Raw genomic sequence first — 25,957 nt, forward strand, 5'->3', positions numbered from 1 at the left:
ATCATCTTCGCCTTCCCCCTCCGTCGGCGTAAGACGCCGACACCTCCCCCGCGAGCGGGGGAGGGAGAAGGGGGCGTAAGAGTTGGAGTAAGGCTCTCAATGACCGCCACGACGATCACCTCGACGGCGCAGCGCGTTCCCCGGCGAGCCATCTTCGGCTTCGCCCTCTCTTCCCGGCAAACCTGGGGCCTGCTGTTCGTCGCGCCCTACATCGCGATCTTCCTCGGCTTCGTAGTCTTTCCGGTCGGCTACGCCTTCTGGCTGGCGCGCAGCCCGCAGCTCTATGTCGAGCTCGCCAAGGACCCGATCTTCCTGCGTACCGCCGTGAACACGCTGGTGTTCCTGATCGTGGCGATCAACATCAAGATGGTGCTCGCGCTGTTCCTGTCGGGCTTCTTCACCCACAAGCGATGGTGGGTGAAGATTCTTGCCGTGCTGTTCGTGCTGCCCTGGGCGGTGCCCTCGATCCCGACGATCATCTCGGTCCGCTTCATGCTCAATCCCGAATGGGGCGTGATCAACCAGCTGATCTTCAAGCTGACCGGCGACGACGGGCCGAACTGGCTGAACGATCCGACCCTCGCGCTGTCGTTGTCGATGGTCGTCCATATCTGGAAGTCGCTGCCGTTCTGGACCCTGATCCTGCTCGCCGGCCGGCTTGCCATTCCGCTCGAGCTCTACGAGGCGGCCTCGGTCGACGGTGCCGGTGCCCGGCACCGCTTCGCCTACATCACCTGGCCGTCGATCAGCACGCTCTACGTCACCTGCACCCTGCTCTCGATGATCTTCACCGTCGGTGACTTCAACAGCGTCTACCTGCTGACCGGCGGCGGCCCGGCCGACCTCACGCACGTGCTGGCGACGCTCGGCATCCGCTACCTGCGGCTCGACCAGGTCGGGTTGGCGATGGCCTCGATCGTCTGTTGCCTGCCGCTGGTGCTGCCGTTGGTGTTCTTCATGATGAAGCGGCTCAGCCGATGACCCGCACAAGGATCCTGCGCGGCGTCGGCGCCGAAGCCGGGCTGCTGCTGATCGGCATCCCGGTCCTGCTTTGGGCCCTCATTCCGATCTATCACATGTTCCTGTTCGCGATCTCGCCCAAGGATGCGGCCTTCTCGGGCCAGCTCTGGCCGACTCATCCGACCCTGCGCAATTTCGGCATCGTGTTCGGCCAGGAGCATCACTTCCTCTATAATTTCTGGCGCCAGATGTGGAACTCGATCGCGATCTCGTGTGCGACCGCGGTTCTCACGCTGCTGGTCGCCAGCATGGCGGCCTTCGCGATCAGCCGCCTGCGGATGAACGGCGGCCGGCTGGTGATGAACCTGGCGCTGTTCACCTACTTCATTCCCGCCGCGTTCCTCGCCGTCCCGATGTACAAGACCATGGGCATGTACGGGCTGCTCAACAACGACCTTGCCCTGATCCTTGCCATGGTGACGGTGGCCTCGCCCTACGCGATCTGGATCCTGCGCCAGGCGTCGGACAAGCTTCCGGTCGAGCTCGACGAGGCGGCCCTGATCGACGGCGCCTCGCCGTTCCAGCTCTTCCGCCTGGTCTATATTCCGCTGATGGTGCCGTCGCTGATCGCCGTCGGCACCTATGCGCTGCTGCTGGCGTGGAACGAGTATCTCTACGCCTTCCTGCTGCTGTCAAACGAGAAGACGCTGACCCTGCCGGTGGCGCTCGGCAACTTCCTCTCTGCCGACGATTCGCCGTGGGAGCTCCTGATGACGGCGGGATTCATCTACGCCCTGCCGCCGGCAGCAATCTACTACGCCTTCCGCAAGTACATGTCGTCGGGCCTGACGGCGGGAGCGGTCAAGGGTTAGGGCCGGAGGGGAGGGCGCCGGTGATCTCTGCGGCCTCACTCGCGTCGGTATGAATCTCCTGGCGGATCACCTTCAGCGTGACATCGTTGAGGTAGGTCCTGAGCGCCTGGTTCAGCTCCTGGAATTCGGGCCACAGCACCTCGTCGATGAAGCCGCGCGGTGCGCGCAGCACCACGGTCGTGAGCCGCTGCCGGCGATAGCGATAGGGCGACAGCCCGTAGCGCCGGCAGAGCGCGACGAACTGGCGTCGCGACCACTGGTCGGGCATCGAGAATTGCGTCTCGGTTGCCGGATCGTGTTTCTGAAGCTCGGCCAGGCGCGCCCGGACGCGCTCCAGCGCCGCCTGCGCGGCGAGCCGCTCGCCGGCGGTGCCGGCTCCCGCGAAGACCGCTTCGATTTTCGCGAGCTTCTCGCGAAGTTGTGCCTCGATCGTCATTCCGCCTCCCGAGCGGCACGCCAGCATGGCGGTAGGTGTCCGTCAATTTGGTTTCATTCTTCTCGCAGGATGCGCACGGTTGCTTGAGCCGCCGCCCCGTCATTGCACGATGAAGTGATGCTGCTTACATGGCAGTTCTTCATTGCGCCGTTCGCGCAGCTCATTTGGCGCGGTCGGGAGTAGATAGCGTTGTGCTTATGAGTTCCGTGCCTGAAGTCGTCCCGTTGTTCTCGACGCCGCTGGTTACCTTCGACGTGCCGGATTCGGCGGCGCTCAACATCGAATTGCGCCGCGTGATCGAGCAACGAATGCGGTCCCATCCCAGCACGCACAAATCGAACCAGGGCGGCTGGCAGTCGAGCTGGGACATGGATCGCTGGGGCGGCGTGGCGGCGATCAAGCTGCTGGCCCATGCCCGCAATCTCGCCAACCAAATGACGACCGATCACCAAGGCGTGGTTGGCAAGGGGCCGTACCCGGATCACTTCGCCGTGACATGGATCGGCAACATGTGGGCCAACGTCAATCGCAGCGGCGACGCCAACGAGTTCCACTCGCACCCCGGCGCCTACTGGTCAGGCGTCTACTACGTCGACGACGGCGGCATTGCCGCCGATCCCTCGCTCGGCGGCGAGCTCGAGTTCCTGGATCCGCGCGGGTCGGTACCGTTGATGAACGCGCCCCACCTGCGCATGTCCGGCAGCCTGTCGGCAGGCGCCACGGAACGCGTGACACCCGAAGCCGGCAAGATGGTGATCTTCCCGGCCTGGATGATGCACGGCGTTCGCCCCTATCGCGGCGGCGCGGAACGCATCTCGATCGCCTTCAACCTGGCGGTATGATTTCGAAGCCGTGACGGAAGGCCCAGCACGCCGCCTTGCGTCAGGCGGCGAAGTGCTATCATGCAGCACGCGCGGTCAGCGCCGGCGAGCGACGGAACGCTCGGCGGGAGGTCCGCATGTTCGTGGATGCTTGGAAAGGTTCTTTGCACATGTCGACACTCAAGGGGACCATGCTCGTCCTCGCGATCATCGGCGCCGCCGGTGCGGCCAGGGCGGACCGCGCAGCGGGCGAAGCCTGTGCCGGTCAGCTGACGACGCCCGACGCGAAAGCCATATATGCGGCCAGCATGGCCGCAGGCCCGACGAAGGAAACGATAGAGAGCACGGTCGGGCGCGTGACCCGTGAACTCGTGGACTCCAAGAAGATCGCCTGGGACGTCGCGCGCGACAACGGTGTGGCTGCCGCCATCTGCATAACGGCGGCGCTGGAGTAGGGGACCGTCGGCGCAGGTTATATTGCGCGTTCAATTCGGCCAGCGGTGGAACGGCGTGCCCGAGTTGGCCTGGTGGAAGAAGAAGAGCGTGATTGCGGTCCATCCGGCGGCAAGGGTGAGCATCGCGATCGTGGCGGTCAGGCGCGGCAGAAGCCAGTCGAACCCGAGCCCTGCGAGCGGCAGGGCTTGCATCATGTGGGTCGCGAAGAAGTGCGGCACGCGGCGGTCTCCAACAGCGAGCGACCAGCCGGTGAGCGGCAGGCGAGGGGCGCCCGCCGGTTCGCGTCCGACATGATGGTCGAGCGCACCGCCCATCCTGAAGGCGATCACCAGGGTTAGGATTGTTCCGCCGATCAACCCGAGGCCGATGCCCAGTCGGGTGGCCGGCCCCAACCGAGCATCGCCGTCGATCAGCGCCACTGCGCCGACAACGGCCGCAGCCACCGTGATCACGACAGCACCGGCCGCCATGAGGCCGTACATCGCCGCCAGAAACGGCGTGGCGAGATTGAAGTGGGACGCCTGTTGCCGTCCGGCCTGGACGAGAATGTAGGCCATCTCGAAGCTGGTGCAGGCGGCAGAGGCTATGGCGACCCACCAGAGGCCGGTGCTCTGGCGCCAGGCCTCGCCGAGGCTGCCCATGATCAGGGCAAGGGTCGCGAAATGGAGCGCGAGCGCGAGCTCGAACTTCAGTGGCTTGGCCCAGACACCGTCGCCGTCGAGCACGCGCCGGTCGGCCAGCGAGACGACGGCGGTTGCAGCGAGAAGGAGGACCAGCACGGCCACGGTGGTCCACCAGAGCCGCTCGGTACGATAATTGTCGAGCCAGTCCATGCGGGCCTCCAGCGACATGTCGAACTAGGTAGACACTGGTATTACGTTGGATTGTCCGAGGCAGATTATGCAACACAAGAAAGAAATTTTCTTAGTTGACGATGTCAACTAAAGTGGTTCTGCTACTCCGTAGCTGATCTTCGGAGGACCACAGATGTCGGCCAGGTCGATCTTCCTTGTTGCAATCCTGGCGCGCGCACCGCGATTCTCCGACGCGGCGTTCGCGCTTCCGGCGGAAGGCGCGACGCGCGTCGTCGTGACGGTGGCACCGTGACCCTACGGCCGCGACAGTCCGAGCGGCTGCGGGATCGATACGGTCCGTGGGCAGTGGTGACCGGGGCGTCGGACGGAATCGGCCGGGAATTCGCGCGCTGCCTCGCAGGAGCTGGCCTCGATCTCGTGCTGGTCGCTCGTCGCCGTCCCCTGCTGGACGGCATTGCTGCGGAGCTATCGGCCGCTCACGGCATCCGGACCGTCGCGCTTGGCCTTGACCTCGCGCGTGCCGAGGCGATCGACGCTCTGGCGGCGGCGACCGTGGGACTCGATGTCGGCCTTCTGGTCGCCGCCGCAGGGTTCGGTACGTCGGGTCCGATGATTGATGCCCTGCCGTGCGCCGAGCTCGAGATGATCGACGTAAACTGCCGCGCGGTGGCGGCCCAGGTGCTGCATTTCGGCCCGCGCCTCGCGGCCCGCAGGCGCGGTGGAGTCGTGCTGATGAGTTCGCTGCTGGCCTTCCAGGGTGTGGCGCGCGCCGCGAACTACGCGGCCACCAAGGCCTATATCCAGTCCTTGGCCGAAGGGCTGCGGCTGGAATTGGCGCCCCTTGGCGTCGATGTCGTCGCCTGCGCGCCCGGCCCGATCCATAGCGGCTTCGGCGCGCGCGCCGCGATGCGCCTGTCGCTGGCACAGAGTCCGAAGGCCGTGGCCGGAGCGACGCTCGCGGTGCTGGGCCGTCGCGCGACGGTGCGGCCGGGCTGGCTGTCGAAGGCGCTCGAATTCTCGCTGGCAGGGTTGCCCCGGTCCGGGCGCGTGCGGATCATGGCGGCCGTAATGGCGGGAATGACAAGACATCGGAATGGCAAGACGTTCAGCAAAGACCCGGAGCCTGCGTGACGCGTGCATCGACGAGGCGCTAGCCATCATCGAAAAGCAAGGGGTCGAGGCCCTGAGCCTGCGCGAGGTGGCGCGGCGGCTGGGCGTCTCGCACCAGGCGCCCTACAAGCACTTTCCCAGCCGTGATCATATCCTCGCCGAGCTCGTCGCCCGAGCCTTCGCGGCGTTCGCCGCGCATCTCGATGCCCGCCCGCCGAACGACGATCCGCGCGCCGACCTGGCTGCGCTGGGAAGAGCTTACCTCGATTACGCATCGCACCATCCGCTGCAGTACCGGCTGATGTTCGGCACGCCGCTTCCCAATCCCGGCGCGCATCCCGACATGATGAGGAACGCACGCCACGCTTTCGCGGTGCTGCAGGCTGTACTGGGGCGCCGGCCCTCCGTGCCCGGCAAGGGGGCGAGCTACGACGAAGTCAATCTCGACGCTCTTTTCGTGTGGTCGGCGGTCCACGGCATCGCGAGCATGATGCAGACCAACGCCATATCGACCCTCGGCCTGTCGCGCGAGGTCCTCGCGGCCTCGCCTCTCCATTCTATGAGCCGCATCCGCGCCGCGCTCGAAGGTGAGCCGGCGGCGATGCGCAAGCCGCGCCGCGGGAGATCGCCCTAGCTTCCCTTCTCGAGGTCCGCCATGAAGGCCTTGAGCCGCGGTGCCCACTTGGCGGCGTCGAGGCCCGAGGCGGAGTGGCCGAGGTCGCTGTCGATCTCGAAATAGTCCGCGGTGATGCCGGCCGCCTTCATCTTCGCCATCACGTCCGGTGCGATCGAGGGCGGGAAGACCTTGTCGGTGCGCGACAGCACGTAGAGCACCTTGGCCTTTACCTTGGCGAAGTCCTTCTCGGCATCGAAGCGCACGCTGGCGCGGCGCAGCACGACCAGCGAGTTGCCGTCGAACGCCTTGGCCCACGGCGTGGCGCGGCGCACGATCTCGGCCTCGCGCTCGGTCTTGTCGGGGAACTTGGCGGCAAGCTGGTCGTCGATGCCGTAGCGCTTGAGCGTCGCCACGCGCATGGCGGTGAGGATCTCGCCGATGCCGCCATTGTCGTAATACCAGCCGCCGTTCCAGTTGAGATCCTTGGCCAAGGCATTGATCAGCGCCGTGACCGAGGCCTCGCCGCCCGAGCCCTTGGGCGCGCTGACGACCGCCACGAGCCCCTCCATGAAGTCGGGGTAGCTGACGCCCCATTGGAAGACCTGGTAGCCGCCGAACGACGGGCCGGCGACGGCAACGAGATGCTTCACGCCCAGCGCGTCGAGCAGCGCCTTCTGCGCGTTGACGATGTCGGCGAGAGTGATTTCCGGGAAGTCCGGGCCGTAGGGCTTGCCGGTCGCCGGATTCTTGTGGGCCGGGCTGGTCGAGCCGTAGGACGAGCCCAGCATGTTGGACGACACGACGAACAGCCGGTCGGTGTCGATTGCCTTGCCCGGACCGACCAACCCGTCCCACGAGCCCTCCGCGCCACTGTCCGGTCCGGCGCCGGCGTAGCGCCCCGCCATGTGCTGGCTCGAGGTGTAGCCGTGGGTCAGCAGGACGGCGTTGCGGCCGTCCGGCGCCGGCGTGCCGTAGGTCTCGTAGGCGAGCGTGATCTCGGGCATCACCGTGCCGTTTTCGAGCCGGAACGCCTTGGTCGTGAAGGACCGCCGCTCGACATTGGTCAGCGCGCCGTCCGCACGGGCGGCGGTCGCCGTCATCAGCGGTACGAGGGGCAGGGCCGCGAGCAGCGGCCGGCGGGACAGGGTGAGTGGCATGATGACCTCATCGGGTTCAGGCGCGTGCGGGGCGGAGGGGAAGCTTCGTTGTCGAGGAAACAGCGTGGACGGCCAGGCGCTTGCGGTCGGCCTCGGGCCGGATGAAGAGCAGGCCGATGACGCCGCCAGCGATCAGCAGGACTCCCAGGATCGTGTAGCCCTGTTCGTAGCCGGCGAGAGGAGTCGCGGCGTTCTCGATCATCGAGCCCATGATGAGCGGTGCGAGCACGCCGGCGAATGTCACCAGCGATGTGGTGATGGCGAGCATGCCGGCGCGCTGCGGCTGCGGGGTCAGCTCGCTCACGATCATCGGCAGCACCACGTAGATCGTGCTGCCGACGGCGGCACCGAACACCAGCAGCGCGATCTTGGCCTCGGGGGCGGAGACCTGCGCGATGAAGGGGAGGGCGCAGCCGCCCAGGGTGACCGTGGCCGCGGCGAGCACGCCGCGGCTGAGGCGGCTCGAGACGCCGCTCGATTTGAGGCGCTGGGAGACGTAGCCACCGGTCAGCACCACGACGAGGCCGAACACCCAGGGCAGGATGCTGAGGTTGCCGCCGACCTTCTGGCTGTAGCCGAGGCCGCCGACCAGGTACGAGGTGAACCAGGTGAGGCCGAGCGCCAGGCCCCAGTAGCTTGCGAAGCCGGCGCAGCAGGCGGCGAGGATCGACGGGCAGGTCAGCAGGTAGCGATAGGGCACGCGCTCGTCGCTGCCGCCGGAGTCGCTGACCGGCGCATCGACCAGCGTGCCTTCGCGGCCGAAGATCAGCCACAGGACGGCCCACAGGAGTCCGACGATGCCCAGCGCGCCGAACGCCCAGTGCCAGGAGTAGGTGACGATGATCCAGTTGAGGGCCGGCACCGCGATGATCACGCCCAGCGCCGAGCCTTGGGCGATGATTGCCGTCGGCAGGCCGCGCAGCGAATCGGGAAACCATTTGTAGATCGCGTGCGTGGCGACCGGCGCGGCTGGGCCTTCGCCCGCGCCCAGGATGATCCGGCAGGCGATCAGCACCTCGAGGCTCACCGTGCCCAGCATCGGAAACTGCACGACCGACCAGAGGATCGCCATGACGAGCAGCGTGCGGCGCGTCTCGATCCGGTTGCTCATGAAGCCGACGACGATGGCCGAAATCGCGAACAGGAAGAAGAAGGACGAGCCGATCAGGCCGAACTGCCTGGGGTCGAGGTTGAGATCCTTCATGATCGGCTGCGCGGCCAGCCCGACCACGACCTTGTCGGCGAAGTTGATCAGCATGAAGAGGAAGAGGAGGGCGGTCATGCCCCATGCGCCCTTGAGCGGGCGGTCCTGCACAGTCACGTCGGCGTCACTCCCAGGGCCCGATTACGCCGAGCCTCGTTGCACATAAGACAAGGCTCGCTTGTGGCGCGCAAGAGAACGCGTTGCCATACTTCGTGCTGACAAAGGGTGGGGAGAGAAACGGAATGGACACGCGGTTCGGGCGTCGCCGTGCGCTTGCCGGCTTGGGAATGGCGCTCGCGTCACCGGGGATCGTGCGGGCGGATACGTTTCCGTCGAGCCGCGTCACGCTGGTCGTGCCGTTCCCGCCGGGCGCTTCGACCGACACCACCATGCGGGTGATGGCCGACAAGCTCGGGCAGATCTGGTCGCAGCCGGTGATCGTCGACAACAAGGGCGGTGGCAACGGCATCATTGCGGCCGAGGCTGTCAAGAGCGCCAGGCCGGACGGCTACACGCTGCTCGCCACGTCGTCGATGACGCATGCCGGCAATCCGGTGCTGTACGACAAGCTGCCGTACGATCCGATCAAGGATTTCGAGCCGGTGACGCGCATGAGCCTGGTGCCGATGTGCGTGCTGGTGACCAAGAAGCTCGGGATCAGGACATTGGCCGAGCTGACGGCCAGGCTCAAGGCCGAGCCCGGCAAGCACAATTACGGCGCCGGCGCGATCTCCGCGAGCGTCGCGGGAGAACTCTACAAGATGCTGGCCGGCGTCGATGCCGTCTATGTCGGCTACAAGAACAACCAGCTCGCCGCGCCCGACCTCAACAACGGCATCATCACCTTCATGATCTGCGATGTCGGCAGCGCCAAGATGATCCTGACATCCGGCTGGGCCGACGCGCTTGCGATCACCCAGACAGAGCCTTTCCCCGCGCTGCCCGGCGTGCCGAGCGCAGTGCAGGCCGGCATGCCTGACCTGCTGTTCACGACCTGGTCGGCGTTCTATGCGCCCAAGGGCACGCCGCGCGAGATCGTGCTCAAGCTCAACAAGGACATCATTGCCGCCGGCACCGCGCCGGAAATCGCGGCCAAGCTGGACAGCATGGCGGGTGGGCCGAGCTTCACCACGCCCGACGGGCTGATGGAGTTCACCAAGAGCGAGATAGAGGCCTGGCGCAAGGTGGTGCGCGCCGCCAACATCAAGATCGAATGATCGAAGGAGCGCGCCACTCCAGTGGCGCTCATGAATCCGAGCGCCACTGGAGTAGTTCACCGTCGGCAGCGCCGACCCTCGGGCATGAAACTGGCGGCGAACCCCGGCCGCGCCGCACATCCGGTGTCATCCCGAGCGCAGCGAGGGATCTATGCTGCGGCCCATAATCCCTCGCTGCGCTCGGGATGACACGGTTGGTGGGGTGATCTCACCCTCTTCCCAAATCCAGTTTCATATTGGTGGCGCGCTCCGATGAGCAGACAAAGAAGAGGGGCGCCGCGGCGCCCCTCTTCGATCGAGTCCTTTGCCTACTTCACGAGCGGGCACTTGCCTTCGTTCAGCGGACGGTAGGCCTTGTCGCCCGGTACCGTGGCGATCAGCTTGTAGATGTCGTCCTTGTTCTTGGACTCCGACGGCGCCTTGACCTGGAACAGGTACATGTCGCGCACCAGCCGGCCGTCCTCGCGCAGCTTGCCGTTCTTGGTCATCACGTCGTTGACCGGCATCTCGCGCATCTTGGCCATCACGGCCTTGGCGTCGTCGGTTCCGGCGGCCTGCACGGCCTTGAGGTAGTGCAGGGTCGAGCTGTAGACGCCGACCGTCAGCATCGACGGCAGCTTGTCCTTCTTGGCGCGGAACCGCTTGGTCCATGCGCGCGTCTCGTCATTGAGATCCCAGTAGAACGACTCGGTCAGCACCAGGCCCTGCGCCACCGGCAGGGTGAGGGCCTGCACATCGGTCGCGAACACCAGCAGGCCGGCCAGCTTCTGGCCACCCTTGACGATGCCGAACTCACCCGCCTGCTTGATCGAGTTGATCGTGTCCTGGCCGGCATTGGCCAGGCCGATCACCTTCGCCTTGGAGGCCTGGGCCTGTAGCAGGAAAGAGGAGAAGTCCTGCGTGCTGAGCGGATGGCGCACGGCGCCCAGCACTTTGCCGCCGGCCGCCTTCACCACCTCTGATACGTCGCGTTCGAGCGCATGGCCGAAGGCATAGTCGGCGGTGAGGAAGTACCAGCTGTCGCCACCCGCCTTTACCATCGCATCACCGGTGACGTGCGCCAGGGCATAGGTGTCGTAGACCCAGTGTGCGCCGGTCGGCGAGCAGGCCGGGCCGGTGAGATCGGCCGAGGCCGCCCCGGTGTTGATGTCGATCAGGCCCTTTTCCTGCGCGACCTTGCGCACGGCCAGGGCCACCGACGAGGTGCCGAGGCCGGTGATCATCTTGACGCCGTCGACGTCGTACCATTTGCGGGCGATCGCCGAGCCGATGTCGGGCTTGGTCTGGTGGTCGGCCGACAGGATCTCGATCGAGCGACCCAGCACCTTGCCGCCGACATCCTCGATCGCCAGCTGCATGGCCTCGACCTCGCCGGCGGTCAGGTCGCCGTACACGCCGGAAAAGCCTTCCATCACACCGATCTTGAGCGGCGGAGGCGTCTGCGCCTGCGCGATGGCGGCAAGCCCAACAGCCGTCAGACCAAGGGCCGCCGCGACCAGTCCGGCGTACCGGACGGTTTTTGCAACTCTCATACGTAAATCCTCCCAAACGCGGCGTTGCCGCAGATGTGCAACACTTACCGTCCGGTCATGCCCTGTGCCAAGCTAGTCCTTGATCAGCGGGCATTTGCCGTCCTTGAGGGGACGCCAGGCCTGCTCGGCCGGGACCGTGGCGAGGATCTTGTAGATATCGTCCTTGCCCTTGGATTCCGACGGCGCCTTGACCTGGGCGAGGTACATGTCGCGCATGAGGCGGCCGTCCTCGCGCAGCTGGGCGTTCCTGGTCATCATGTCGTTGACCGGCATCTCCTTCATCTTGGCCATCACCGCCTTGGGCTCGTCGGTGCCGGCCGCCTGCACGGCCTTGAGGTAATGCAGGGTGGCGCTGTAGACGCCGGCGATCGTCAGGTTCGGCACCTTGTCGCGCTTGGCGCGAAACTTCTTCGTCCACGCCCGGGTCTCGTCGTTCTGGTCCCAGTAGAAGGCGGTGGTCAGCACCAGGCCCTGCGCAGTCTGCAGGCCGAGCGACTGAACGTCGCTCTCGAAGATGATAAGGCCGGCGATCCGCTGGCCGCCCTTGACCAGGCCGAACTCTCCCGCCTGCTTGATCGCGTTCACCGTATCCATGCCGGCATTGGCGAGGCCGACAATCTTGGCTTTGGAAGCTTGCGCCTGCAGCATGAAGGACGAGAAGTCCTGCGTGCTGAGCGGATGCTTCACGCCGCCCAGCACCTTGCCGCCGGCCGCCTTGATGACGGCGGTGGCCTGGTCTTCCATCGACTTGCCGAAGGCGTAGTCGGCGGTGACGAAGAACCAGGTGTCGCCGCCGTCCTTTACGACGGCGCTGCCGGTCACCTGGGCGAGGGCATAGGTGTCGTAGACCCAGTGCGCGCCGGTCGCCGAGCAAGCCGGGCCGGTGAGATCGGCCGTGGCCGAGCCGACATTGAGGTCGATCTGGCCCTTTTCCTGCGCCACCTTGCGCACCGCGAGGCCGACCGACGAGGTGTCGAGGCCGCTGATCATCCTGACGCCGTCATCATACCACTTGCGCGCCACGGAGGCGGCGACGTCGGGCTTGTTCTGGTGATCGGCAGAGAGAACCTCGATCGGGCGGCCGAGCACCTTGCCGCCGACTTCGTCGACCGCCAGCTGCATCGCCTCGGCCTGGCCGAGGGCGATGTCGGCATAGACGCCGGACAGGCCGGCGAGCACGGCGATCTTGAGCGGCTGCGGCGACTGGGCCCGGGTCTGGAGAGGGGCAAGGGCGAGCGCTCCGACGGTCGCGAGGCCCAGGGCAACAGCGATCAGGCTGCAAGAACGCGCAGCGGCGACGAACTTCACGATCATTTCCTCCATCTTGTCTTTTCACGAAGGCGCGGACCTTAACTTCCACTCCCAATGGATGCCAGTGCTGGACAGCGACACCAAGCTTCGCTTATTTCGTTGCAAGGGGAGTGAATGGCGGCACAAGAAACAATTCTCGAAGCTCAAGGACTGACCAAGGAGTTCAAGGGCTTCGTCGCGGTCAAGAATGTGAGCCTGCGCGTGCGGCGTCATACGATTCACGCGCTGATCGGCCCCAATGGCGCCGGCAAGACGACCTGCTTCAACCTCCTGACCCATTTCCTCACGCCGACGGCGGGACGCATCGCGTTCAACGGGCGCGATATCACCGGCTCCTCGCCGGCTGCGATCGCCCGCATGGGGCTCGCGCGCTCTTTCCAGATCTCGGCTGTGTTTCCCCATCTGTCGGTTCGAGAGAACGTTCGGGTCGCCTTGCAGCGCAAGCTCGGCATTTCCTTCCAGTTCTGGCGGTCCGAGTCTGTGCTCGAGAAGCTGAATGCCCGCGCCCTCGAGCTGGTCGAGGCCGTCGGCCTGACGGCCTTCGCCGAGCAGCAGGCGGTCGATCTGCCCTATGGCCGCAAGCGCGCCCTGGAGATCGCCACGACGCTGGCCCTCGAACCGGAGATGATGCTGCTCGACGAGCCAATGGCGGGCCTCGGCCAGGAAGACATCAAGCGCATCGCCGCGCTGATCCGCACCGTCGCCAAGGACCGCACCGTGCTGATGGTAGAGCACAACATGAGCGTGGTCGCCGACCTGTCCGACATCATCACGGTGTTGGCGCGGGGCGAGGTGCTGGCCGAGGGGCCGTACGCGACCGTCTCCCGCAATCCTCTGGTCATCGAAGCCTATGTCGGGACGGGTCATGGCTGAAATTCTCCTGAAAGTGGAAGATCTGCAGGCCTGGTACGGCGAATCGCACATTCTGCACGGTGTCGGATTCGAGATCGGCAAGGGCGAGCTGGTCACGCTGCTGGGCCGCAACGGGGCCGGCAAGACGACGACCCTGAAGTCGATCATGGGCATCGTCGAGAAGCGTCGCGGTTCGGTGACGTTCGACGGCCAGGAGACGATCAGGCTGCCGTCCGACGTGATCGCGCGGCACGGCCTGGCCTATTGCCCGGAGGAGCGCGGCATCTTCTCGAGCCTGAATGTCGAGGAGAACATGCTGCTGCCGCCGGTCGTGAAGCCGGGCGGGATGAGCCTGAAGGAGATCTACGAGCTGTTTCCGAACCTGCTGGAGCGCCGCCGCAGCCAGGGCACCAAGTTGTCGGGCGGCGAGCAGCAGATGCTGGCGATCGGCCGCATCCTGCGCACCGGAGCGACCCTGCTGCTGTTCGACGAGCCGACCGAGGGCCTCGCCCCGGTCATCGTCCAGCGCATCGGCGAGGTGATCCGCACGCTCAAGAGCCGCGGCTTCACCATCCTGCTGGTCGAGCAGAACTTCCATTTCGCCGCGACGGTCGCGGACCGCCACTACGTCATGGAGGACGGCCGCGTGGTCGACATGGTTTCCGCAGCCGACCTCGCCGCGAATACCGGCAAGCTGCAAGCCTATCTCGGGGTGTAGGGCGCGATGGGTGCGTGCAATATCTTTGAAGTTTCGTCGCAGCTTCTGTTCAGCCAGCTCTTGCTCGGCCTGATCAACGGCGCCTTCTACGCCATGCTGAGCCTCGGCCTTGCCGTGATCTTCGGCATGCTGAACGTGATCAACTTCACGCACGGCGCGCAGTACATGATGGGCGCCTTCGCCGCCTGGCTGATGCTGACCGAGCTCGACATCCCGTTCTGGGCGGCGCTGGTCCTGTCGCCGATCGTGGTCGGGCTGTTCGGCATCGTGCTCGAGCGATTGCTCCTGAAGCGCATCTACCATCTCGACCATCTCTACGGCTTTCTGCTGACCTTCGGCCTCGCGCTGATGATCGAGGGCCTGTTCCAGTGGCGCTGGGGCTCGTCCGGCGCGCCCTATCCCAGCCCGATCCCCGGCGGCACCAATCTCGGCTTCATGTTCCTGCCGACCTACCGCGGCTTCGTCGTGGTGGCGGCCCTGGTGATCTGTTTGGCGACCTGGTTCGCGATCGAGCGCACCAAGCTCGGCGCCTACCTGCGGGCCGCGACCGAGAACCCGACGCTGGTGCGCGCTTTCGGCATCAACGTGCCGCGGCTCATCACGCTGACCTACGGGCTGGGCGTCGGCCTCGCCGCCATGGCAGGCGTTCTCGCCGCCCCGATCCAGCAGGTCTCGGCGCTGATGGGCACCAACCTCGTGCTGGTCGTGTTCGCCGTGGTGGTGATCGGCGGCATGGGCTCGATCATGGGCTCGATCGTCACCGGCTTTGGGCTGGGCATCGTCGAGGGCTTCACCAAGGTCTGCTATCCGCCGGCGTCCAACACGGTGATCTTCGTCGTCATGGCGCTGGTGCTGCTGATCAAGCCGGCCGGCCTGTTCGGGCAGACCAAATGAGCAACCGCGTCCTCATCGCCGTCGTGGTCGCGGTCGTGGCGCTCGCTGCGCCATGGGTGTTCTATCCGGTGTTCTTGATGAAGGCGCTGTGCTTCGCGCTGTTCGCCTGCGCCTTCAACCTGCTGCTCGGCTATGTCGGCCTGATGAGCTTCGGCCATGCCATGTTCTTCGGCATGGCGGCGTACTTCTTCGGCCACACCGTCAAGGTCTGGAACTGGCCGATGGAGCTCGGCCTGCTCGCCGGCGTGCTCGGCGCCGCGGCGCTCGGCCTGGTCACCGGGGCGCTGGCGATCCGCCGCCAGGGCATCTACTTCGCCATGATCACGCTCGCCTTCGCGCAGATGATCTACTTCCTGTGCGTGCAGATGCCCTTCACCGGCGGCGAGGACGGCCTGCAGGGCATCCCGCGCAAGCCGCTGCTCGGCATCATCCCGACCGAGAACGACTACACGATGTATTACATCGTGCTGGCGATCTTCCTGTTCGGCTACGGCGCGATCTACCGCTTCATCCATTCGCCGTTCGGCCAGGTGCTGAAGGCGATCCGCGATAACGAGCAGCGCGCGGTGTCGCTGGGCTACGAGGCCGACCGCTACAAGCTGCTCGCCTTCGTCCTGTCGGCCGCGGTCGCGGGCCTCGCCGGCGCCACCAAGGCGATGGTCGTGCATTTCGCGACGCTGACCGACGTGAGCGCCGGCACCTCGGGCGAGGTCGTGCTGATGGCGCTGATCGGCGGGCTCGGCACGATCATCGGCCCGGTGATCGGCGCCTTCGTCGTTATCGCCATGCAGGACTATCTCGCCTTCGTGGGCCAGCTCGTGCTGGTCATCCAGGGCTTCATCTTCGTGGTCATCGTGCTCGCCGCCCGCCGCGGCATCGTCGGCGAGCTCAGCGCCTGGTGGAAGGCGCGGAAGCCAGGCTGAGGCTCCTTCCATCGCTGGGACCGGATCGACAATTGAATCCATGCCGGCTGAGTTTACCGCGACGCTGCGTGCAGGCGGCGCACCCAGCGTTGGCCGTAGGGCTATCGCATCTCGAGAAATGCGCCGATGCTCATGCTGAGTCCCGTGCCGATCAGCAGCACGCAGATGAAGCCCTTGAGCAGCCTGGGCGACAAGGGCGGCGGGTGCCGCGCGGCATGGAATGTCACGATGAACACGATAGGCAGCGCTTCCACCGCGAGCTGCAGGGACAGGAGCGAGAACTGGCCGGACGGCACCACGAGGAGCAGGCGCAGCGCGGTGCTGAGCCCGAAGATCAGCATGAGCCATTCCCGGATTTGCGCGAGCGGAATCGGCTGTCGATACATCAGATAGACCAACGGCGGCCCCGAGGCTGAGAACATCCCGCCCATGATGCCGGCGATGCCGCCGGTCAGGGCGTACACCGTGGGCGACGACAGGGCCGGCAGCGGCCGTGCCGCATGCCATAGCGACAGGGCGCAGGCAACGATGCTGAGGCCGAGAACGAGGCGAAGCACCTGGTACGCCGTTCCGACGAGCCAGAACAGCAACAAGGCCCCGACGACGACCCCCACCGCGTTGGTGACCACGGTCGGCATGAGGATGCGGTCGATGCGGATCGCCCTGCGGCGATAGAGGAAGGTCCACGAGGTGCACAGCCCGATGATCGTCGTGGCATTCACGGCGTCGGTTAGCGGCATCAGATTGGTGGCGCCGATCAGGCCGAGAAGGATGAGCGCGAGCGCGAACCCGGTTAGTGCCTGCGCATAAACGGCGCCTGTAACGAAGACCAGGAAGATTGCATGGGTCCAGAGCTGCGCCACCGGCCCATAGAGACGCTCCTGCCGCGCCGGTCAATACTTCTGCTTCGCCGCCTGCATGCCTCAACCGCGAGGACGACCCAGGGCAATCGCCTATGACCTTTTCGTCGTCTCGACCAAGGCCCGCAGGGCCGCGTGGAGAGACCTTCTTTCCACCATACGCCATTACCGATTGAGGCAAGGTCTCTCCGCGCTTCGCGCTCCGGTCGAGACGACGGAGGAGCCATGTCGAGCAACCCGAAGGGATGACCATGAGATGCCCTCACCGGTTGCGTGTCGGCACCGCCGGCGTGACCAGGTCGTTGCAGTTGGTCGCCCGCGTCATCAGGCAGTCCTGCACGGCCGACACGTTGCGCAGCCGGTCGACCAGCACGATCCCGGCGACCACGAGCACGGCCATCACGGCGAGCGCGATCAGGCTCTTGCGGCGACCGGCAGCCTCGCGCTCGTCCTCATCCTGCTCCAGGTATTCCTCGTCCTCGTGACGGCCGGTCATGGCGCGACCTCATTCGGCTGCCCGGATGCCGGCTTCGGATGAAGGCGGCGGCAGCGCGGGCACGGCGTCCGGGATCTCACCCGCCGGCCGGCGCTGCTTGCCGCCCAGCCAGTGCGCGAAGCGGTCGAGATAGAGGTAGATCACCGGCGTGGTGTAGAGCGTGAGCCATTGCGACACCAGCAGGCCGCCGACAATGGCGATGCCGAGCGGCCGGCGCAGCTCGGAGCCGGCACCGGATCCGAGGGCCAGCGGCAGGCCGCCGCCGATCGCGGCGAAGGTCGTCATCATGATCGGGCGGAAGCGCAACAGGCAGGCCTCGTGGATCGCCTCCAGCGGGCTCTTGCCGTGGTTGCGCTCCGCCTCGAGCGCGAAGTCGATCATCATGATCGCGTTCTTCTTCACGATGCCGATCAGCAGGATGATGCCGATCAGCGCGATCACGCTGAGATCGTAGCCGAACGCCATCAGCGCCAGCAGCGCGCCGACGCCGGCCGAGGGCAGGGCGGACAGGATGGTGATCGGATGGACGTAGCTCTCGTAGAGCATGCCGAGCACGATGTAGACGGCGAGGATCGCCGCCGCGACCAGCAGCGGCGTCGAGCTGAGCGACGACTGGAAGGCCTGCGCCGTGCCCTGGAAGCTGCCGTCGAGGGTGATCGGCACCTTGAGGTCGCGCTGCATCTGCTGGATGCGCTCGACCGCCTGGCCAAGCGCCGTGCCGGGCGCGAGGTTGAAGGAGACGGTGACCGCCGGGAACTGGCCCTGGTGGTTGATGGTGAGCGGCGCGACCTTGTGGCTGAACTTCGCGACGGTGCCGAGCGGCACCTGCGCGCCGCCGGTGCCGGTGACATAGATCCGCGACAGCGCCGACGGGTCGTTCTGGAATTCCGGCAGCACCTCGAGCACGACCTTGTACTGCGTGCTCGAGGTGTAGATCGTCGCCACCTGGCGCTGGCCGAAGGCGTCGTACAGCGTCTGGTCGATCTGCGAGAGCGACAGGCCGAGCCGTGAGGCCAAGTCGCGGTCAATGTCGACGGCGATGTGCGGCGAGGCGATCTGCTGGTCCGACGTTACGTCCTGCAGGCCTGGGAGCTTCGCCATCTGCTGCTCGATGATCGGCGCCCAGTGGTTCAGCTCCGCCGAATCGGTCGAGGTCAGCGTATACTGGTACTGCGTCTTGCTGAGCCGGCCGCCGACGTTGATGTCCTGTCCCGCCTGCATGAAGAACTTCACGCCAGGGACCTCGGCCACTTTGGGCCGCAGCCGCTGGATGATCTGCTGTGCCGAGGCATCGCGGTCGCCGAACGGCTTGAGCTGGATGAACATGCGCGCGGTGTTCTCCGAGGAGTTGCCGCCGGTCGAGCCGACGAAGCTCACCACGCCGCCCACGCCCGGGTCCTTCTGGACCACCGCCGAGAGCGAATTGGCGAGATCGGCCATCGCGGCAAAGGAGATATCCTGCCGCGCCTCGGCCTGGCCGAAGATGAAGCCGGTGTCCTGCTCGGGAAAGAAGCCCTTGGGGATGATGACGTAGAGATAGCCGGTGAGGCCGATCAGCACGATGGTCGACACGAGGGTCGGGAACTGATGGCGCAGCACCCACTGCAGGCCGCGGTCGTAGAAGCGCACCGCGGCGTCGAAGGCGTCCTCGGCCATCTGGTTCAGCCGGCCACGGTGGTGGTTCGTCTCGCGCTTCAGGAAACGTGCGCACATCACGGGTGTCAGGGTGAGCGACACGAAGGCCGACATGACGACGGCGACGGTGACGACGACGGCGAACTCGCGGAACAGCCGGCCGACGATGCCGCCCATGAACAGCAGCGGAATGAACACCGCGATCAGCGAGAAGGTGATCGAGATGATGGTGAACCCGATCTGGCCCGCGCCCTTCAGCGCCGCGTCGAACGGCTTCTCGCCCTCCTCGATGTAGCGCACGATGTTCTCGATCATGACGATCGCGTCGTCGACCACGAAGCCGACCGCGATGGTGAGGCCCATCAGCGACAGGTTGTCGATCGAGTAGCCCGCGACGTACATCACGCCGAAGGTGCCGACCAGGGCGAGCGGCACGGTGATCGACGGGATGACCGTCGCCCAGAAGTGGCGCAGGAAGATGAAGATCACCATCACCACCAGCGCGACGGTGAGCACGAGCGTGAACTCGACGTCGAGCACCGAATCGCGGATCGACTGCGATCGGTCGGACATCAGCTCAACATGGACGGCCGTTGGCACCGAGGCGAGCAGGCGGGGCATCATCGCCTTGATGCGGTCGACGATCTCGACGGTGTTGGCGCCGGGCTGGCGGAAGATCAGCAGCAGCTCCGACCGCTTGCCGTTGAACCAGGCGCCGTTGCGCGGCGACTTGGTGGCGTCGATCACCTGGCTGATGTCCTGCAGCTTGACCGGAGCGCCGTTGCGGTAGGCGACGATGATGTTCTTGTAGCCCGCCGCGTTGAAGATCTGATCGTTCGTGTCGATCGTGGCCTGCTGGTGGGCGTTCTCGACGTTGCCCTTGGCCTGGTTGACCGTGGCGTTGGAAATCGCAGTGCGCACGTCCTCGAGCGCGATGCCGCGGGCGGCGAGCGCCGACGGATTGGCCTGCACGCGCACCGCGAAGTCCTGCTGGCCGGCGACCAGGACCTGAGACACGCCGGTCACGGCCGAGATCTTCTGCGCCAGGATCGTGAAGGCGTAGTCGTCGACCTTGTAGATCGGAAGGTCGTCGGCCGAGACGGCGTAGATCAGGATGGCGCGGTCGGCCGGATTGACCTTCCGATAAGTTGGCGGATTCGGCAGGTCCTTGGGCAGCAGGCCGCTCGCGGCGTTGATCGCCGTCTGCACATCGGTTGCCGCGCCGTCGATCGCGCGATTGAGATCGAACTGCAGGGTGATCGAGGTGGTGCCGAGCCCGCTGGTCGAGTTCATCGAGGCGAGGCCGGGGATGGCGGCGAACTGCTGCTCCAGCGGCGTGGCCACCGAAGAGGCCATCGTCTCCGGGCTGGCGCCCGGCAGGGTGGCCGACACCGTGATCGTCGGGAAGTCGACGTTGGGCAGCGCCGCGACGGGCAGCAGATTGTAGGTCGCCGCTCCGAATACCAGCAGGCCCAGCATCATCAGCGAGGTGGCGATCGGGCGGCGGATGAAGGTCTCGGAGATGTTCATGGCCGCCGCCCGGTCCTCATAGGCGCGACCTTCGTTCCATTTTCTTGATGGGATCGGGTTGCTGGGAGCACGGCTCTCCAGAGCCGCTCATGGGATTTGGCAACTCGAAGAAGAGCGGCTCTGGAGAGCCGCGCTCCCAGCATGCCAAGGTCAGCGCTCATGGGTGGATGCCTGCGGTGCCGAAGCGGGAGCAGCGGCGGCAGAAAGCGGCGGTGCCGGTGCCTGATCGGTCTTGGGTGCCTCGACCCTGATCCTGGCACCGTTGGTCAGGCGATATTGGCCGTCGATGACCACCTTGTCGCCGGCGTCGAGGCCCTTGCCGATCACCGCCACGCCGTCCTGCGAGGCGGCGATCTCGACGGTGCGTCGCTCGACGGTGTTGTCGGCCTTCACGAGATAGACGAAGGAATCGCTGGCGCCCTGCATGACCGTGCGCTGCGGTACGGTGACGGCGTCCTTGCGGGTCGACAGCACCAGACGGACGCTCACGAACTCGCCCGGCCACAACCGCTCGTCGGCGTTCTCGAACGTGCCCTTGAGCTTCAGGGTGCCGGTCGCAGCGTCGATCTGGTTTTCGATCAGCGTGACCTTGCCCCTGGCCAGTTCTGTCTTCTCGTCGCTGCTGTAGGCGATGACCTCCAACGGCGCGACCTTCTGGTTGATGCGGATCGTGTCGGTCTGATCCTGCGGCACGGTGAAGTTGACGAAGATCGGCCGGGTCTGGGTGATTGTGACGAGCGCGGTGTTCTGACTGGTCTGCACGAGGTTGCCGGGATCGACTTGGCGCGAGCCGGTGCGCCCGTCGATCGGCGCGCGGATGTCGGCATAGCCGAGGTTGAGCCTGGCGGTGTCGATCGCGGCCTGGTCGCCGGCGATCGCCCCCTTCAGCGCGTCGGTGATCGCTTTCTGCTGGTCGAAGCTCTGGCGCGACTGATATCCAGAGCCGATCAGCTTGCCGTAGCGTTCGAGGTCGGCTTCCGCGCCGACGAGCTGCGCCTTGCTGCGCTGCTTGGCGGCGGTCGCCTGGTCGAGCGCGGCCTGATAGGGCCGCGGATCGATCTGGAACAGCGGATCGCCCGCCTTCACTTCCTGGCCCTCCTTGAAGGCCACTTTCATGATCTGTCCGTCGACCCGGCTCTTCACGCTGACCATGTTGAAGGCCTGCACGGAGCCGATGCCGCGCACATAGACCGGTATGTCCTTCTTCTCGGCGAAGCCTACGGTAGCCGGGATGCCGGGCGGTGCGGCCGGCACGTCCGCGGCGCGCGCCTTGTCGAGGCCGGCCTGGTCGATGAAAAAGTATCCGGCGGCTGCGACGGCCAACAGAGCCGTGACCGCAACCGCAATGCCGGATTTCCTGAGCGTGGCCATTCCGCCTGACTCCCGATCGCTGGTCCCCATCACCTCGGGGGCAGCCATCAATAAGGACGGTGTTTATGTCCGACGCGGGGCCGAAGGCGGGGCAGATCGCCGCTTCCGCCGTCAAGAACGTGTGAACGTAACGCAGGATGCATTCAACTCGACGGGGGTATGGTCGACGTTACCGCCCAGCCACGGAGGGCGAGAATCCGTTGCGCGAATGCGAAGCAACTGTTTTCATCTTCAGAGCAATAAACTGTTGCCAGCGGCGCTGTAGCTGGCGATGCTTAGTGCTTATTGGGATCGGTGTACGTGAAACGTCGGACGTACCTTGCGGCGGGCGCTTTTGCCGGTTCCGCCTTCCTTCTCGGTACCGCTCGGGGCCAGAGCCTTCAGCGCGAGAAGGATCTGCGAATCTTCGTCGGTTTCGAGGCGGGGGGCGGCGCAGACTCCGTCGCTCGGGCCATTGCCCTCCAACTGCAGCGGTTGATGAGCCGGCGGATCACGGTCGAGAATCGAACCGGCGCGTTCGGTGCCATGCCCGGAGAGATCGTCAGGAAGGCCGGCCCCGACGCCTCGGAGCTGGCGCTGCTGTCGTCGACGACGCTGATCTCCAGGCTGGCGACCCGGAACTTTCCCTTCGATCCCGTCAAGGACCTGGCGCCGATCACGAAGATCGGGAACTTCTCGATCGCCTTTGCCGTGTCGCCGACGCTCGGCATCGACAGCTTCAAGGACTATCTCGACTGGATCAATCAGGGCGACGCGACGCGCCGTCGGATCGCGGTCTCGTCGAACACGACCTTCGTCGAGGTGTTGAACATATTGCTGCGCCGATCGATCGGTGAATCGCTCGAGCCCGTGTACTATCGCGGCGTCATGCCGATCCTGAACGACCTGCGGGACGGGCGCATTCCGGCGACTGTCAATACCGTGACCTCCCTGCTGCCGCCGCACCGTGGCCGTCGCGCCCGCATCGTCATGACGACGGGCTCCCGGCGCCTGTCCGCGGCGCCCGGCATTCCGACCGCGCTGGAGCTCGGCTACCCGACGCTCGACATGGAGGAATGGTTCGCCTTCTTCGCGTCGCCCGCCACGCCCGCTCCACTGGCGACACAATTGAACCGCCGGCTGCGCTCGGTCATCGAGGACCGCGAGGTGGTCGAGCTGCTGAAGCCGCTGGGGCTGGAGGTCGAGACCTCTTCACCCGACGAGCTTACGGCACTGATCGAAGCTCACCGCCGCGACTGGCTGGCGCGCCTGGAAGCCACCGGCATCGCGGCGGCCGAGGCCGTCAAATAGGCTTCAGCCCTGCAACAGGATGGGCATCGCCTGGGCGTAGGCGATCTCGGCCCGCGCCCTGAGCTCGGGCAGGGTGCAGCTGCCGATCGGATGCTGGACCGTCAGGAAAGGATAATCGGGCAGGCCGAGGACGCGGGCGATGTTCCTCGCCGTGACCTCGAACGGTGTCGTGCACAGCACCACGGCGCGCTTGCCGAGCTGCTCGAAGGTAATGCCGTCGTGCAGACTGCACGTCGAGCAGGAGCCTCAATCGCCCAGGCCGGTGATGAGGAAATCCACCTCCTGCGCGACATTGACCAGCGTGTTGCCCGGCGCCGGCGCGCTGGCGTTCTTCTTCGAGGCAAGGGTGCGGACGACGCAGCCGTTGCGCTCGACAAACAGGGCGGCGACCTCGTTCAGCATCTCCTCGGCGTTGAGCTTGCCGTTCTCGAGGATGCCGATCCGCAGGCCGTCGATGCTGGCGAGGGCGGGCGCGCGAAACGCCTTGCGCTTCGGCGTGGTGGACAAAGGCGAGTAGAGTTGCATTCGGTTCAGCTCCTCTTGCCGGCGGGCAGGACGATCGGCGCGTGCTGCATGATCGAGCCGCGGCCGCGGCTCCACGACGGAATGAAGCACGAATGGCCGCCGGCATCGCCGCCGCCCATCGTGATCAGGATATCATCGGGACGAAGGCCGCGATGCATGAAGCCCGACTCGGCGAGCGCGTGCCCTTCCTCGCCATGCTGCGTGTCGTATTCGCGGTCGCGGTATTTGCCGACGCCCTTCATCCCCTCGACCGGGCGCTTGGCCTGGCTGAACAGGAAGTCCTGCGCCTTCTCGCGCGTCCAGCCGGCCGCAGCGACGATCAGCATGTGCTCCGGCGCCAGGATCACCACGGTCTGGCCCAGCGTGATGCAGCCATAGTTCGCCATCGCGTCGGCGACGGAGCCCAGGACCTGCTCCGGCGTGTTGCCGCCGTGGTTCTCGACATTGCAGAAGCCGCCGCCGGCATAGGCCGTGACGCTCGAGACGCCCCGGGCATAGCCCTGCGCCTCGCACAGCGGCGGCCACGGGTTGCCGCGCGCGCGCTCGGCGATGCAGAAACTGTACTTGCCCGGGTTGCCTTGCGTCGACTTGTCGGAGATGCCGGGCAGCATCTGGAAGACGTTGCGCAGGATCAGCCGCACCGCGCGGCCGATCGTGGCATTGGGCCGGTTGCCGGGGCCGAACAGGTTGACGTCGGCATTCATGCCGATCTCGTCGGCATAGGGGCCGCTCACGATCAGCAGCGGCGCCGAGCCGCCGGTGCTGGCGGTCGAGCCATGGAAGTTGAAGTCGGGCCTGTCCATCGCTTCGAAGGCCGCGACGATCACCGGAAAATACTCCGGCAGGCAGCCGGCCATCACGGCGTTGACCGCGGCGGCATGCAGCGAGAGGTCGAGACCGGTCGCGGGATGGCGGGCGATCACGGTTTCCGGCAGCCGGCTGTCGGCCGCCAGCATAGCCTTCACCCGGTCGACCGCCGGCGGCACGACCGGCAGGCCGTCGGTCCAGCCCTGCTCGTAGCAATAGTCGATGGCGGCGAGCAGATCGTCCGGCGCCTCGTGGATGCGAGGGGCGAGAGCGGCCATCTACTCCGCCGCCTGCACCTTCGGCGCCTCGGGTGGCGGCGCGATGGCCTTCATCGTGCCGCCGTAGCGGTCCTTGAAGGCCGTGGTGTCGATCTCTTCGAGATCGATCTCGCGATTGAGCACCTGCTCCTTCCACTTCAGCAGCTGCGGATGGGCCTGCTGGAATTCCGGCATGACTTCCTTTGCGAACAGCTCGAGCGATTCGCAGATGTCCTCGTGGGTGTTGCGGCCGGCCTGGTTGAGCAGCACGACCTGGTCGATGTTGGAGGACTGGAACCTCCGCAGCTTGCGCCGGATCGTCTCGGGCGAACCGATCAGGCCGCCACGCAGCGCCGCGGCGTGCGCCTCCGGATTGGCCGCCTTCCACTTCTGGTACTCTTCCCACATGTTGACGGTGCCAGCCGGCGGTCTCCGGCGCCCGGGCGCCGCTGCGTAGAAGCGCAGCGCGAACTGGAAGAAGGTGTCGCCGTCGGCGCGCGCGCGTGCCTCTTCGTCGGTCTTGGCGCACATGAAGAAGGAGACCAGCGCGATATTCGGGTTGGTCCGGTAATCGGCGAGCTTCTTCTGCCGCTTCACGAAGGCGTTGTAGTAGGCATGCACCCAGGCGTGCGCGGCATCGGCCGAGACGAACTGGAAGCCGAGCGCGCCCATGCCCCATTCGCCGCACTTGGCGAGCGTGTCGAGCTGTGAGCAGGCGACCCATAGCGGCGGGTGCGGCTTCTGCAGCGGCTTGGGCAGGACATGGCGCAGCGGCATGTTGAAGTACTTGCCGTGATGCTCGCTGGGCCCGTCCTTGAACATCGGCATGACAGCGCGGACGGCCTCTTCGAAGATCTCGCGCTTGTTGTCCATGTCGACGCCGAACGGCTCGAGCTCGGTGATCGAGGCGCTCTCGCCCATGCCGAATTCGCAGCGGCCGTTCGACAGCAGGTCGAGGCTGGCGACCTTCTCGGCGACGCGGGCCGGATGGTTGGTCGTGAGCTGCATGATGCCGTGGCCGAGACGGATCTGCTTGGTGCGCTGGCTGGCCGCCGCGAGGAAGGATTCCGGCGACGGCGAATGGGAGTATTCCTCGAGGAAATGATGCTCGACCTGCCAGGCATGGTCGTAGCCCAGACGGTCGGCCAGCTCGATCTGGTCGAGCGCATTCTGGTAGAGCCGATGCTCGTCGCCTTCCGTCCAGGGCCGCGGCAGTTGCAGCTCGTAGAAAATGCCGAACTTCATGCTCGATTTCCTCCGGGTTGACGACGATCTTACATCGCGCGGACGGG

25 protein-coding genes are annotated in these 25,957 nt (G+C 66.0%); 12 read left to right on the forward strand and 13 right to left on the reverse strand.

Going from position 1 to position 25,957, the window contains the following annotated elements:
• Positions 1-99 precede the first annotated feature (99 nt).
• Positions 100-981 carry a carbohydrate ABC transporter permease gene (locus ACQY8M_RS13225; protein WP_428672662.1) on the forward strand — a complete coding sequence of 294 codons (882 nt, stop codon included), beginning with the start codon at positions 100-102 and terminating at the stop codon, positions 979-981.
• Positions 978-1,832 carry a carbohydrate ABC transporter permease gene (locus tag ACQY8M_RS13230; protein WP_428672664.1) on the forward strand — a complete coding sequence of 285 codons (855 nt, stop codon included), beginning with the start codon at positions 978-980 and terminating at the stop codon, positions 1,830-1,832. Before ACQY8M_RS13225 ends, ACQY8M_RS13230 begins: the two co-directional genes overlap by 4 nt.
• Here the strand turns inward: ACQY8M_RS13230 and ACQY8M_RS13235 are convergent.
• Positions 1,822-2,268 (reverse strand): hypothetical protein, encoded by a 447-nt coding sequence (locus ACQY8M_RS13235; RefSeq protein ID WP_428672666.1) that lies wholly within the window; start codon positions 2,266-2,268, stop codon positions 1,822-1,824. The genes ACQY8M_RS13230 and ACQY8M_RS13235 overlap by 11 nt on opposite strands.
• A gap of 206 nt (positions 2,269-2,474) precedes the next feature.
• Here ACQY8M_RS13235 and ACQY8M_RS13240 point away from each other — a divergent pair, with 206 nt between their 5' ends.
• Positions 2,475-3,110, forward strand: a complete 636-nt coding sequence (locus tag ACQY8M_RS13240; protein WP_428672668.1) for a TIGR02466 family protein — start codon at positions 2,475-2,477, stop codon at positions 3,108-3,110.
• A gap of 116 nt (positions 3,111-3,226) precedes the next feature.
• A complete protein-coding gene (locus tag ACQY8M_RS13245) occupies positions 3,227-3,544 on the forward strand; it encodes a hypothetical protein (protein ID WP_428672670.1) in 318 nt (105 codons plus the stop codon).
• A 30-nt stretch (positions 3,545-3,574) separates the two neighbouring features.
• On the opposite strand, the gene ACQY8M_RS13250 is transcribed toward ACQY8M_RS13245, so the two are convergent.
• The gene (locus ACQY8M_RS13250) at positions 3,575-4,378 is read right to left on the reverse strand and encodes a hypothetical protein (RefSeq protein ID WP_428672672.1); all 804 of its coding nucleotides are present in this window, start codon (positions 4,376-4,378) and stop codon (positions 3,575-3,577) included.
• A gap of 330 nt (positions 4,379-4,708) precedes the next feature.
• Between ACQY8M_RS13250 and ACQY8M_RS13255 the strand changes: the two genes are divergently transcribed.
• Positions 4,709-5,491: an SDR family NAD(P)-dependent oxidoreductase gene (locus tag ACQY8M_RS13255; RefSeq protein ID WP_428672674.1), complete on the forward strand. Its 783-nt coding sequence runs from the start codon at positions 4,709-4,711 to the stop codon at positions 5,489-5,491.
• Positions 5,454-6,104 (forward strand): TetR/AcrR family transcriptional regulator, encoded by a 651-nt coding sequence (locus ACQY8M_RS13260; RefSeq protein ID WP_428672676.1) that lies wholly within the window; start codon positions 5,454-5,456, stop codon positions 6,102-6,104. The genes ACQY8M_RS13255 and ACQY8M_RS13260 overlap by 38 nt, the downstream gene beginning before the upstream one ends.
• Here ACQY8M_RS13260 and ACQY8M_RS13265 read toward each other — a convergent pair.
• Together ACQY8M_RS13265 and ACQY8M_RS13270 are read right to left on the reverse strand one after the other, a co-directional pair.
• Positions 6,101-7,243 carry an alpha/beta fold hydrolase gene (locus ACQY8M_RS13265; protein ID WP_428672678.1) on the reverse strand — a complete coding sequence of 381 codons (1,143 nt, stop codon included), beginning with the start codon at positions 7,241-7,243 and terminating at the stop codon, positions 6,101-6,103. The two genes, ACQY8M_RS13260 and ACQY8M_RS13265, sit on opposite strands and share 4 nt — an antisense overlap.
• A 16-nt stretch (positions 7,244-7,259) precedes the next feature.
• Complete coding sequence (locus ACQY8M_RS13270; RefSeq protein WP_428672680.1) at positions 7,260-8,564, reverse strand: MFS transporter; 1,305 nt, start codon at positions 8,562-8,564, stop codon at positions 7,260-7,262.
• A gap of 125 nt (positions 8,565-8,689) precedes the next feature.
• Between ACQY8M_RS13270 and ACQY8M_RS13275 the strand changes: the two genes are divergently transcribed.
• Complete coding sequence (locus ACQY8M_RS13275; RefSeq protein WP_428672682.1) at positions 8,690-9,664, forward strand: Bug family tripartite tricarboxylate transporter substrate binding protein; 975 nt, start codon at positions 8,690-8,692, stop codon at positions 9,662-9,664.
• Between the two features lie 308 nt (positions 9,665-9,972).
• On the opposite strand, the gene ACQY8M_RS13280 is transcribed toward ACQY8M_RS13275, so the two are convergent.
• A complete protein-coding gene (locus ACQY8M_RS13280; RefSeq protein ID WP_428672684.1) occupies positions 9,973-11,196 on the reverse strand; it encodes an ABC transporter substrate-binding protein in 1,224 nt (407 codons plus the stop codon).
• Positions 11,197-11,268: 72 nt separating this feature from the next.
• Positions 11,269-12,510 (reverse strand): ABC transporter substrate-binding protein, encoded by a 1,242-nt coding sequence (locus ACQY8M_RS13285; RefSeq protein ID WP_428672686.1) that lies wholly within the window; start codon positions 12,508-12,510, stop codon positions 11,269-11,271.
• A gap of 111 nt (positions 12,511-12,621) precedes the next feature.
• On the opposite strand from ACQY8M_RS13285, the gene ACQY8M_RS13290 reads away from it, so the two are divergent.
• From ACQY8M_RS13290 to ACQY8M_RS13305, 4 genes are read left to right on the forward strand one after another with little or no spacing between them, the layout of a single operon-like run.
• Positions 12,622-13,380, forward strand: coding sequence for an ABC transporter ATP-binding protein (locus ACQY8M_RS13290; protein ID WP_428672688.1), 759 nt, complete (start codon positions 12,622-12,624; stop codon positions 13,378-13,380).
• The gene (locus ACQY8M_RS13295; RefSeq protein WP_428672690.1) at positions 13,373-14,077 is read left to right on the forward strand and encodes an ABC transporter ATP-binding protein; all 705 of its coding nucleotides are present in this window, start codon (positions 13,373-13,375) and stop codon (positions 14,075-14,077) included. Before ACQY8M_RS13290 ends, ACQY8M_RS13295 begins: the two co-directional genes overlap by 8 nt.
• A gap of 6 nt (positions 14,078-14,083) precedes the next feature.
• Entirely contained in the window at positions 14,084-14,971 is an 888-nt protein-coding gene (locus ACQY8M_RS13300; RefSeq protein WP_428672692.1) for a branched-chain amino acid ABC transporter permease, read from the forward strand.
• Positions 14,968-15,894, forward strand: a complete 927-nt coding sequence (locus ACQY8M_RS13305) for a branched-chain amino acid ABC transporter permease (protein ID WP_428672694.1) — start codon at positions 14,968-14,970, stop codon at positions 15,892-15,894. The genes ACQY8M_RS13300 and ACQY8M_RS13305 overlap by 4 nt, the downstream gene beginning before the upstream one ends.
• A 101-nt stretch (positions 15,895-15,995) precedes the next feature.
• On the opposite strand, the gene ACQY8M_RS13310 is transcribed toward ACQY8M_RS13305, so the two are convergent.
• The 4 genes from ACQY8M_RS13310 to ACQY8M_RS13325 all read right to left on the reverse strand — a co-directional run bounded on the left by ACQY8M_RS13310 (position 15,996) and on the right by ACQY8M_RS13325 (position 21,786).
• Positions 15,996-16,757 carry a TSUP family transporter gene (locus ACQY8M_RS13310; protein WP_428672696.1) on the reverse strand — a complete coding sequence of 254 codons (762 nt, stop codon included), beginning with the start codon at positions 16,755-16,757 and terminating at the stop codon, positions 15,996-15,998.
• Positions 16,758-17,016: 259 nt separating this feature from the next.
• Entirely contained in the window at positions 17,017-17,250 is a 234-nt protein-coding gene (locus ACQY8M_RS13315; RefSeq protein ID WP_428672698.1) for a hypothetical protein, read from the reverse strand.
• A 9-nt stretch (positions 17,251-17,259) separates the two neighbouring features.
• Positions 17,260-20,415, reverse strand: a complete 3,156-nt coding sequence (locus tag ACQY8M_RS13320; RefSeq protein ID WP_428672700.1) for a multidrug efflux RND transporter permease subunit — start codon at positions 20,413-20,415, stop codon at positions 17,260-17,262.
• Positions 20,416-20,565: 150 nt separating this feature from the next.
• The gene (locus tag ACQY8M_RS13325) at positions 20,566-21,786 is read right to left on the reverse strand and encodes an efflux RND transporter periplasmic adaptor subunit (RefSeq protein WP_428672702.1); all 1,221 of its coding nucleotides are present in this window, start codon (positions 21,784-21,786) and stop codon (positions 20,566-20,568) included.
• Positions 21,787-22,263: 477 nt separating this feature from the next.
• Between ACQY8M_RS13325 and ACQY8M_RS13330 the strand changes: the two genes are divergently transcribed.
• Complete coding sequence (locus tag ACQY8M_RS13330; RefSeq protein ID WP_428672704.1) at positions 22,264-23,076, forward strand: tripartite tricarboxylate transporter substrate-binding protein; 813 nt, start codon at positions 22,264-22,266, stop codon at positions 23,074-23,076.
• 3 nt (positions 23,077-23,079) lie between these two features.
• Here ACQY8M_RS13330 and ACQY8M_RS13335 read toward each other — a convergent pair whose 3' ends face one another.
• The 3 genes from ACQY8M_RS13335 to ACQY8M_RS13345 are packed head-to-tail and all read right to left on the reverse strand — an operon-like array spanning position 23,080 to position 25,910.
• The gene (locus tag ACQY8M_RS13335; protein ID WP_428672706.1) at positions 23,080-23,601 is read right to left on the reverse strand and encodes a UGSC family (seleno)protein; all 522 of its coding nucleotides are present in this window, start codon (positions 23,599-23,601) and stop codon (positions 23,080-23,082) included.
• Positions 23,602-23,606: 5 nt separating this feature from the next.
• Complete coding sequence (locus ACQY8M_RS13340; protein ID WP_428672708.1) at positions 23,607-24,686, reverse strand: hypothetical protein; 1,080 nt, start codon at positions 24,684-24,686, stop codon at positions 23,607-23,609.
• Positions 24,687-25,910: an LLM class flavin-dependent oxidoreductase gene (locus ACQY8M_RS13345; RefSeq protein WP_428672710.1), complete on the reverse strand. Its 1,224-nt coding sequence runs from the start codon at positions 25,908-25,910 to the stop codon at positions 24,687-24,689.
• Positions 25,911-25,957 lie beyond the last annotated feature (47 nt).

It is taken from the genome of Reyranella sp. (assembly GCF_965279465.1).
GTDB lineage: Bacteria > Pseudomonadota > Alphaproteobacteria > Reyranellales > Reyranellaceae > Reyranella.

Bases quoted from the DNA above. Each gene is read 5' to 3' on its own strand.
- ACQY8M_RS13300 (WP_428672692.1), top strand. From the start codon at position 14,084: ATGGGTGCGTGCAATATCTTTGAAGTTTCGTCGCAGCTTCTGTTCAGC.
- ACQY8M_RS13265 (WP_428672678.1), bottom strand. From the start codon at position 7,243: ATGCCACTCACCCTGTCCCGCCGGCCGCTGCTCGCGGCCCTGCCCCTC.
- ACQY8M_RS13280 (WP_428672684.1), bottom strand. From the start codon at position 11,196: ATGAGAGTTGCAAAAACCGTCCGGTACGCCGGACTGGTCGCGGCGGCC.
- ACQY8M_RS13285 (WP_428672686.1), bottom strand. From the start codon at position 12,510: ATGATCGTGAAGTTCGTCGCCGCTGCGCGTTCTTGCAGCCTGATCGCT.
- ACQY8M_RS13250 (WP_428672672.1), bottom strand. From the start codon at position 4,378: ATGGACTGGCTCGACAATTATCGTACCGAGCGGCTCTGGTGGACCACC.
- ACQY8M_RS13275 (WP_428672682.1), top strand. From the start codon at position 8,690: ATGGACACGCGGTTCGGGCGTCGCCGTGCGCTTGCCGGCTTGGGAATG.
- ACQY8M_RS13235 (WP_428672666.1), bottom strand. From the start codon at position 2,268: ATGACGATCGAGGCACAACTTCGCGAGAAGCTCGCGAAAATCGAAGCG.
- ACQY8M_RS13245 (WP_428672670.1), top strand. From the start codon at position 3,227: ATGTTCGTGGATGCTTGGAAAGGTTCTTTGCACATGTCGACACTCAAG.
- ACQY8M_RS13230 (WP_428672664.1), top strand. From the start codon at position 978: ATGACCCGCACAAGGATCCTGCGCGGCGTCGGCGCCGAAGCCGGGCTG.
- ACQY8M_RS13345 (WP_428672710.1), bottom strand. From the start codon at position 25,910: ATGAAGTTCGGCATTTTCTACGAGCTGCAACTGCCGCGGCCCTGGACG.
- ACQY8M_RS13305 (WP_428672694.1), top strand. From the start codon at position 14,968: ATGAGCAACCGCGTCCTCATCGCCGTCGTGGTCGCGGTCGTGGCGCTC.
- ACQY8M_RS13295 (WP_428672690.1), top strand. From the start codon at position 13,373: ATGGCTGAAATTCTCCTGAAAGTGGAAGATCTGCAGGCCTGGTACGGC.
- ACQY8M_RS13290 (WP_428672688.1), top strand. From the start codon at position 12,622: ATGGCGGCACAAGAAACAATTCTCGAAGCTCAAGGACTGACCAAGGAG.
- ACQY8M_RS13260 (WP_428672676.1), top strand. From the start codon at position 5,454: ATGGCAAGACGTTCAGCAAAGACCCGGAGCCTGCGTGACGCGTGCATC.
- ACQY8M_RS13320 (WP_428672700.1), bottom strand. From the start codon at position 20,415: ATGAACATCTCCGAGACCTTCATCCGCCGCCCGATCGCCACCTCGCTG.
- ACQY8M_RS13340 (WP_428672708.1), bottom strand. From the start codon at position 24,686: ATGGCCGCTCTCGCCCCTCGCATCCACGAGGCGCCGGACGATCTGCTC.
- ACQY8M_RS13225 (WP_428672662.1), top strand. From the start codon at position 100: ATGACCGCCACGACGATCACCTCGACGGCGCAGCGCGTTCCCCGGCGA.
- ACQY8M_RS13325 (WP_428672702.1), bottom strand. From the start codon at position 21,786: ATGGCCACGCTCAGGAAATCCGGCATTGCGGTTGCGGTCACGGCTCTG.
- ACQY8M_RS13315 (WP_428672698.1), bottom strand. From the start codon at position 17,250: ATGACCGGCCGTCACGAGGACGAGGAATACCTGGAGCAGGATGAGGAC.
- ACQY8M_RS13330 (WP_428672704.1), top strand. From the start codon at position 22,264: ATGAGCCGGCGGATCACGGTCGAGAATCGAACCGGCGCGTTCGGTGCC.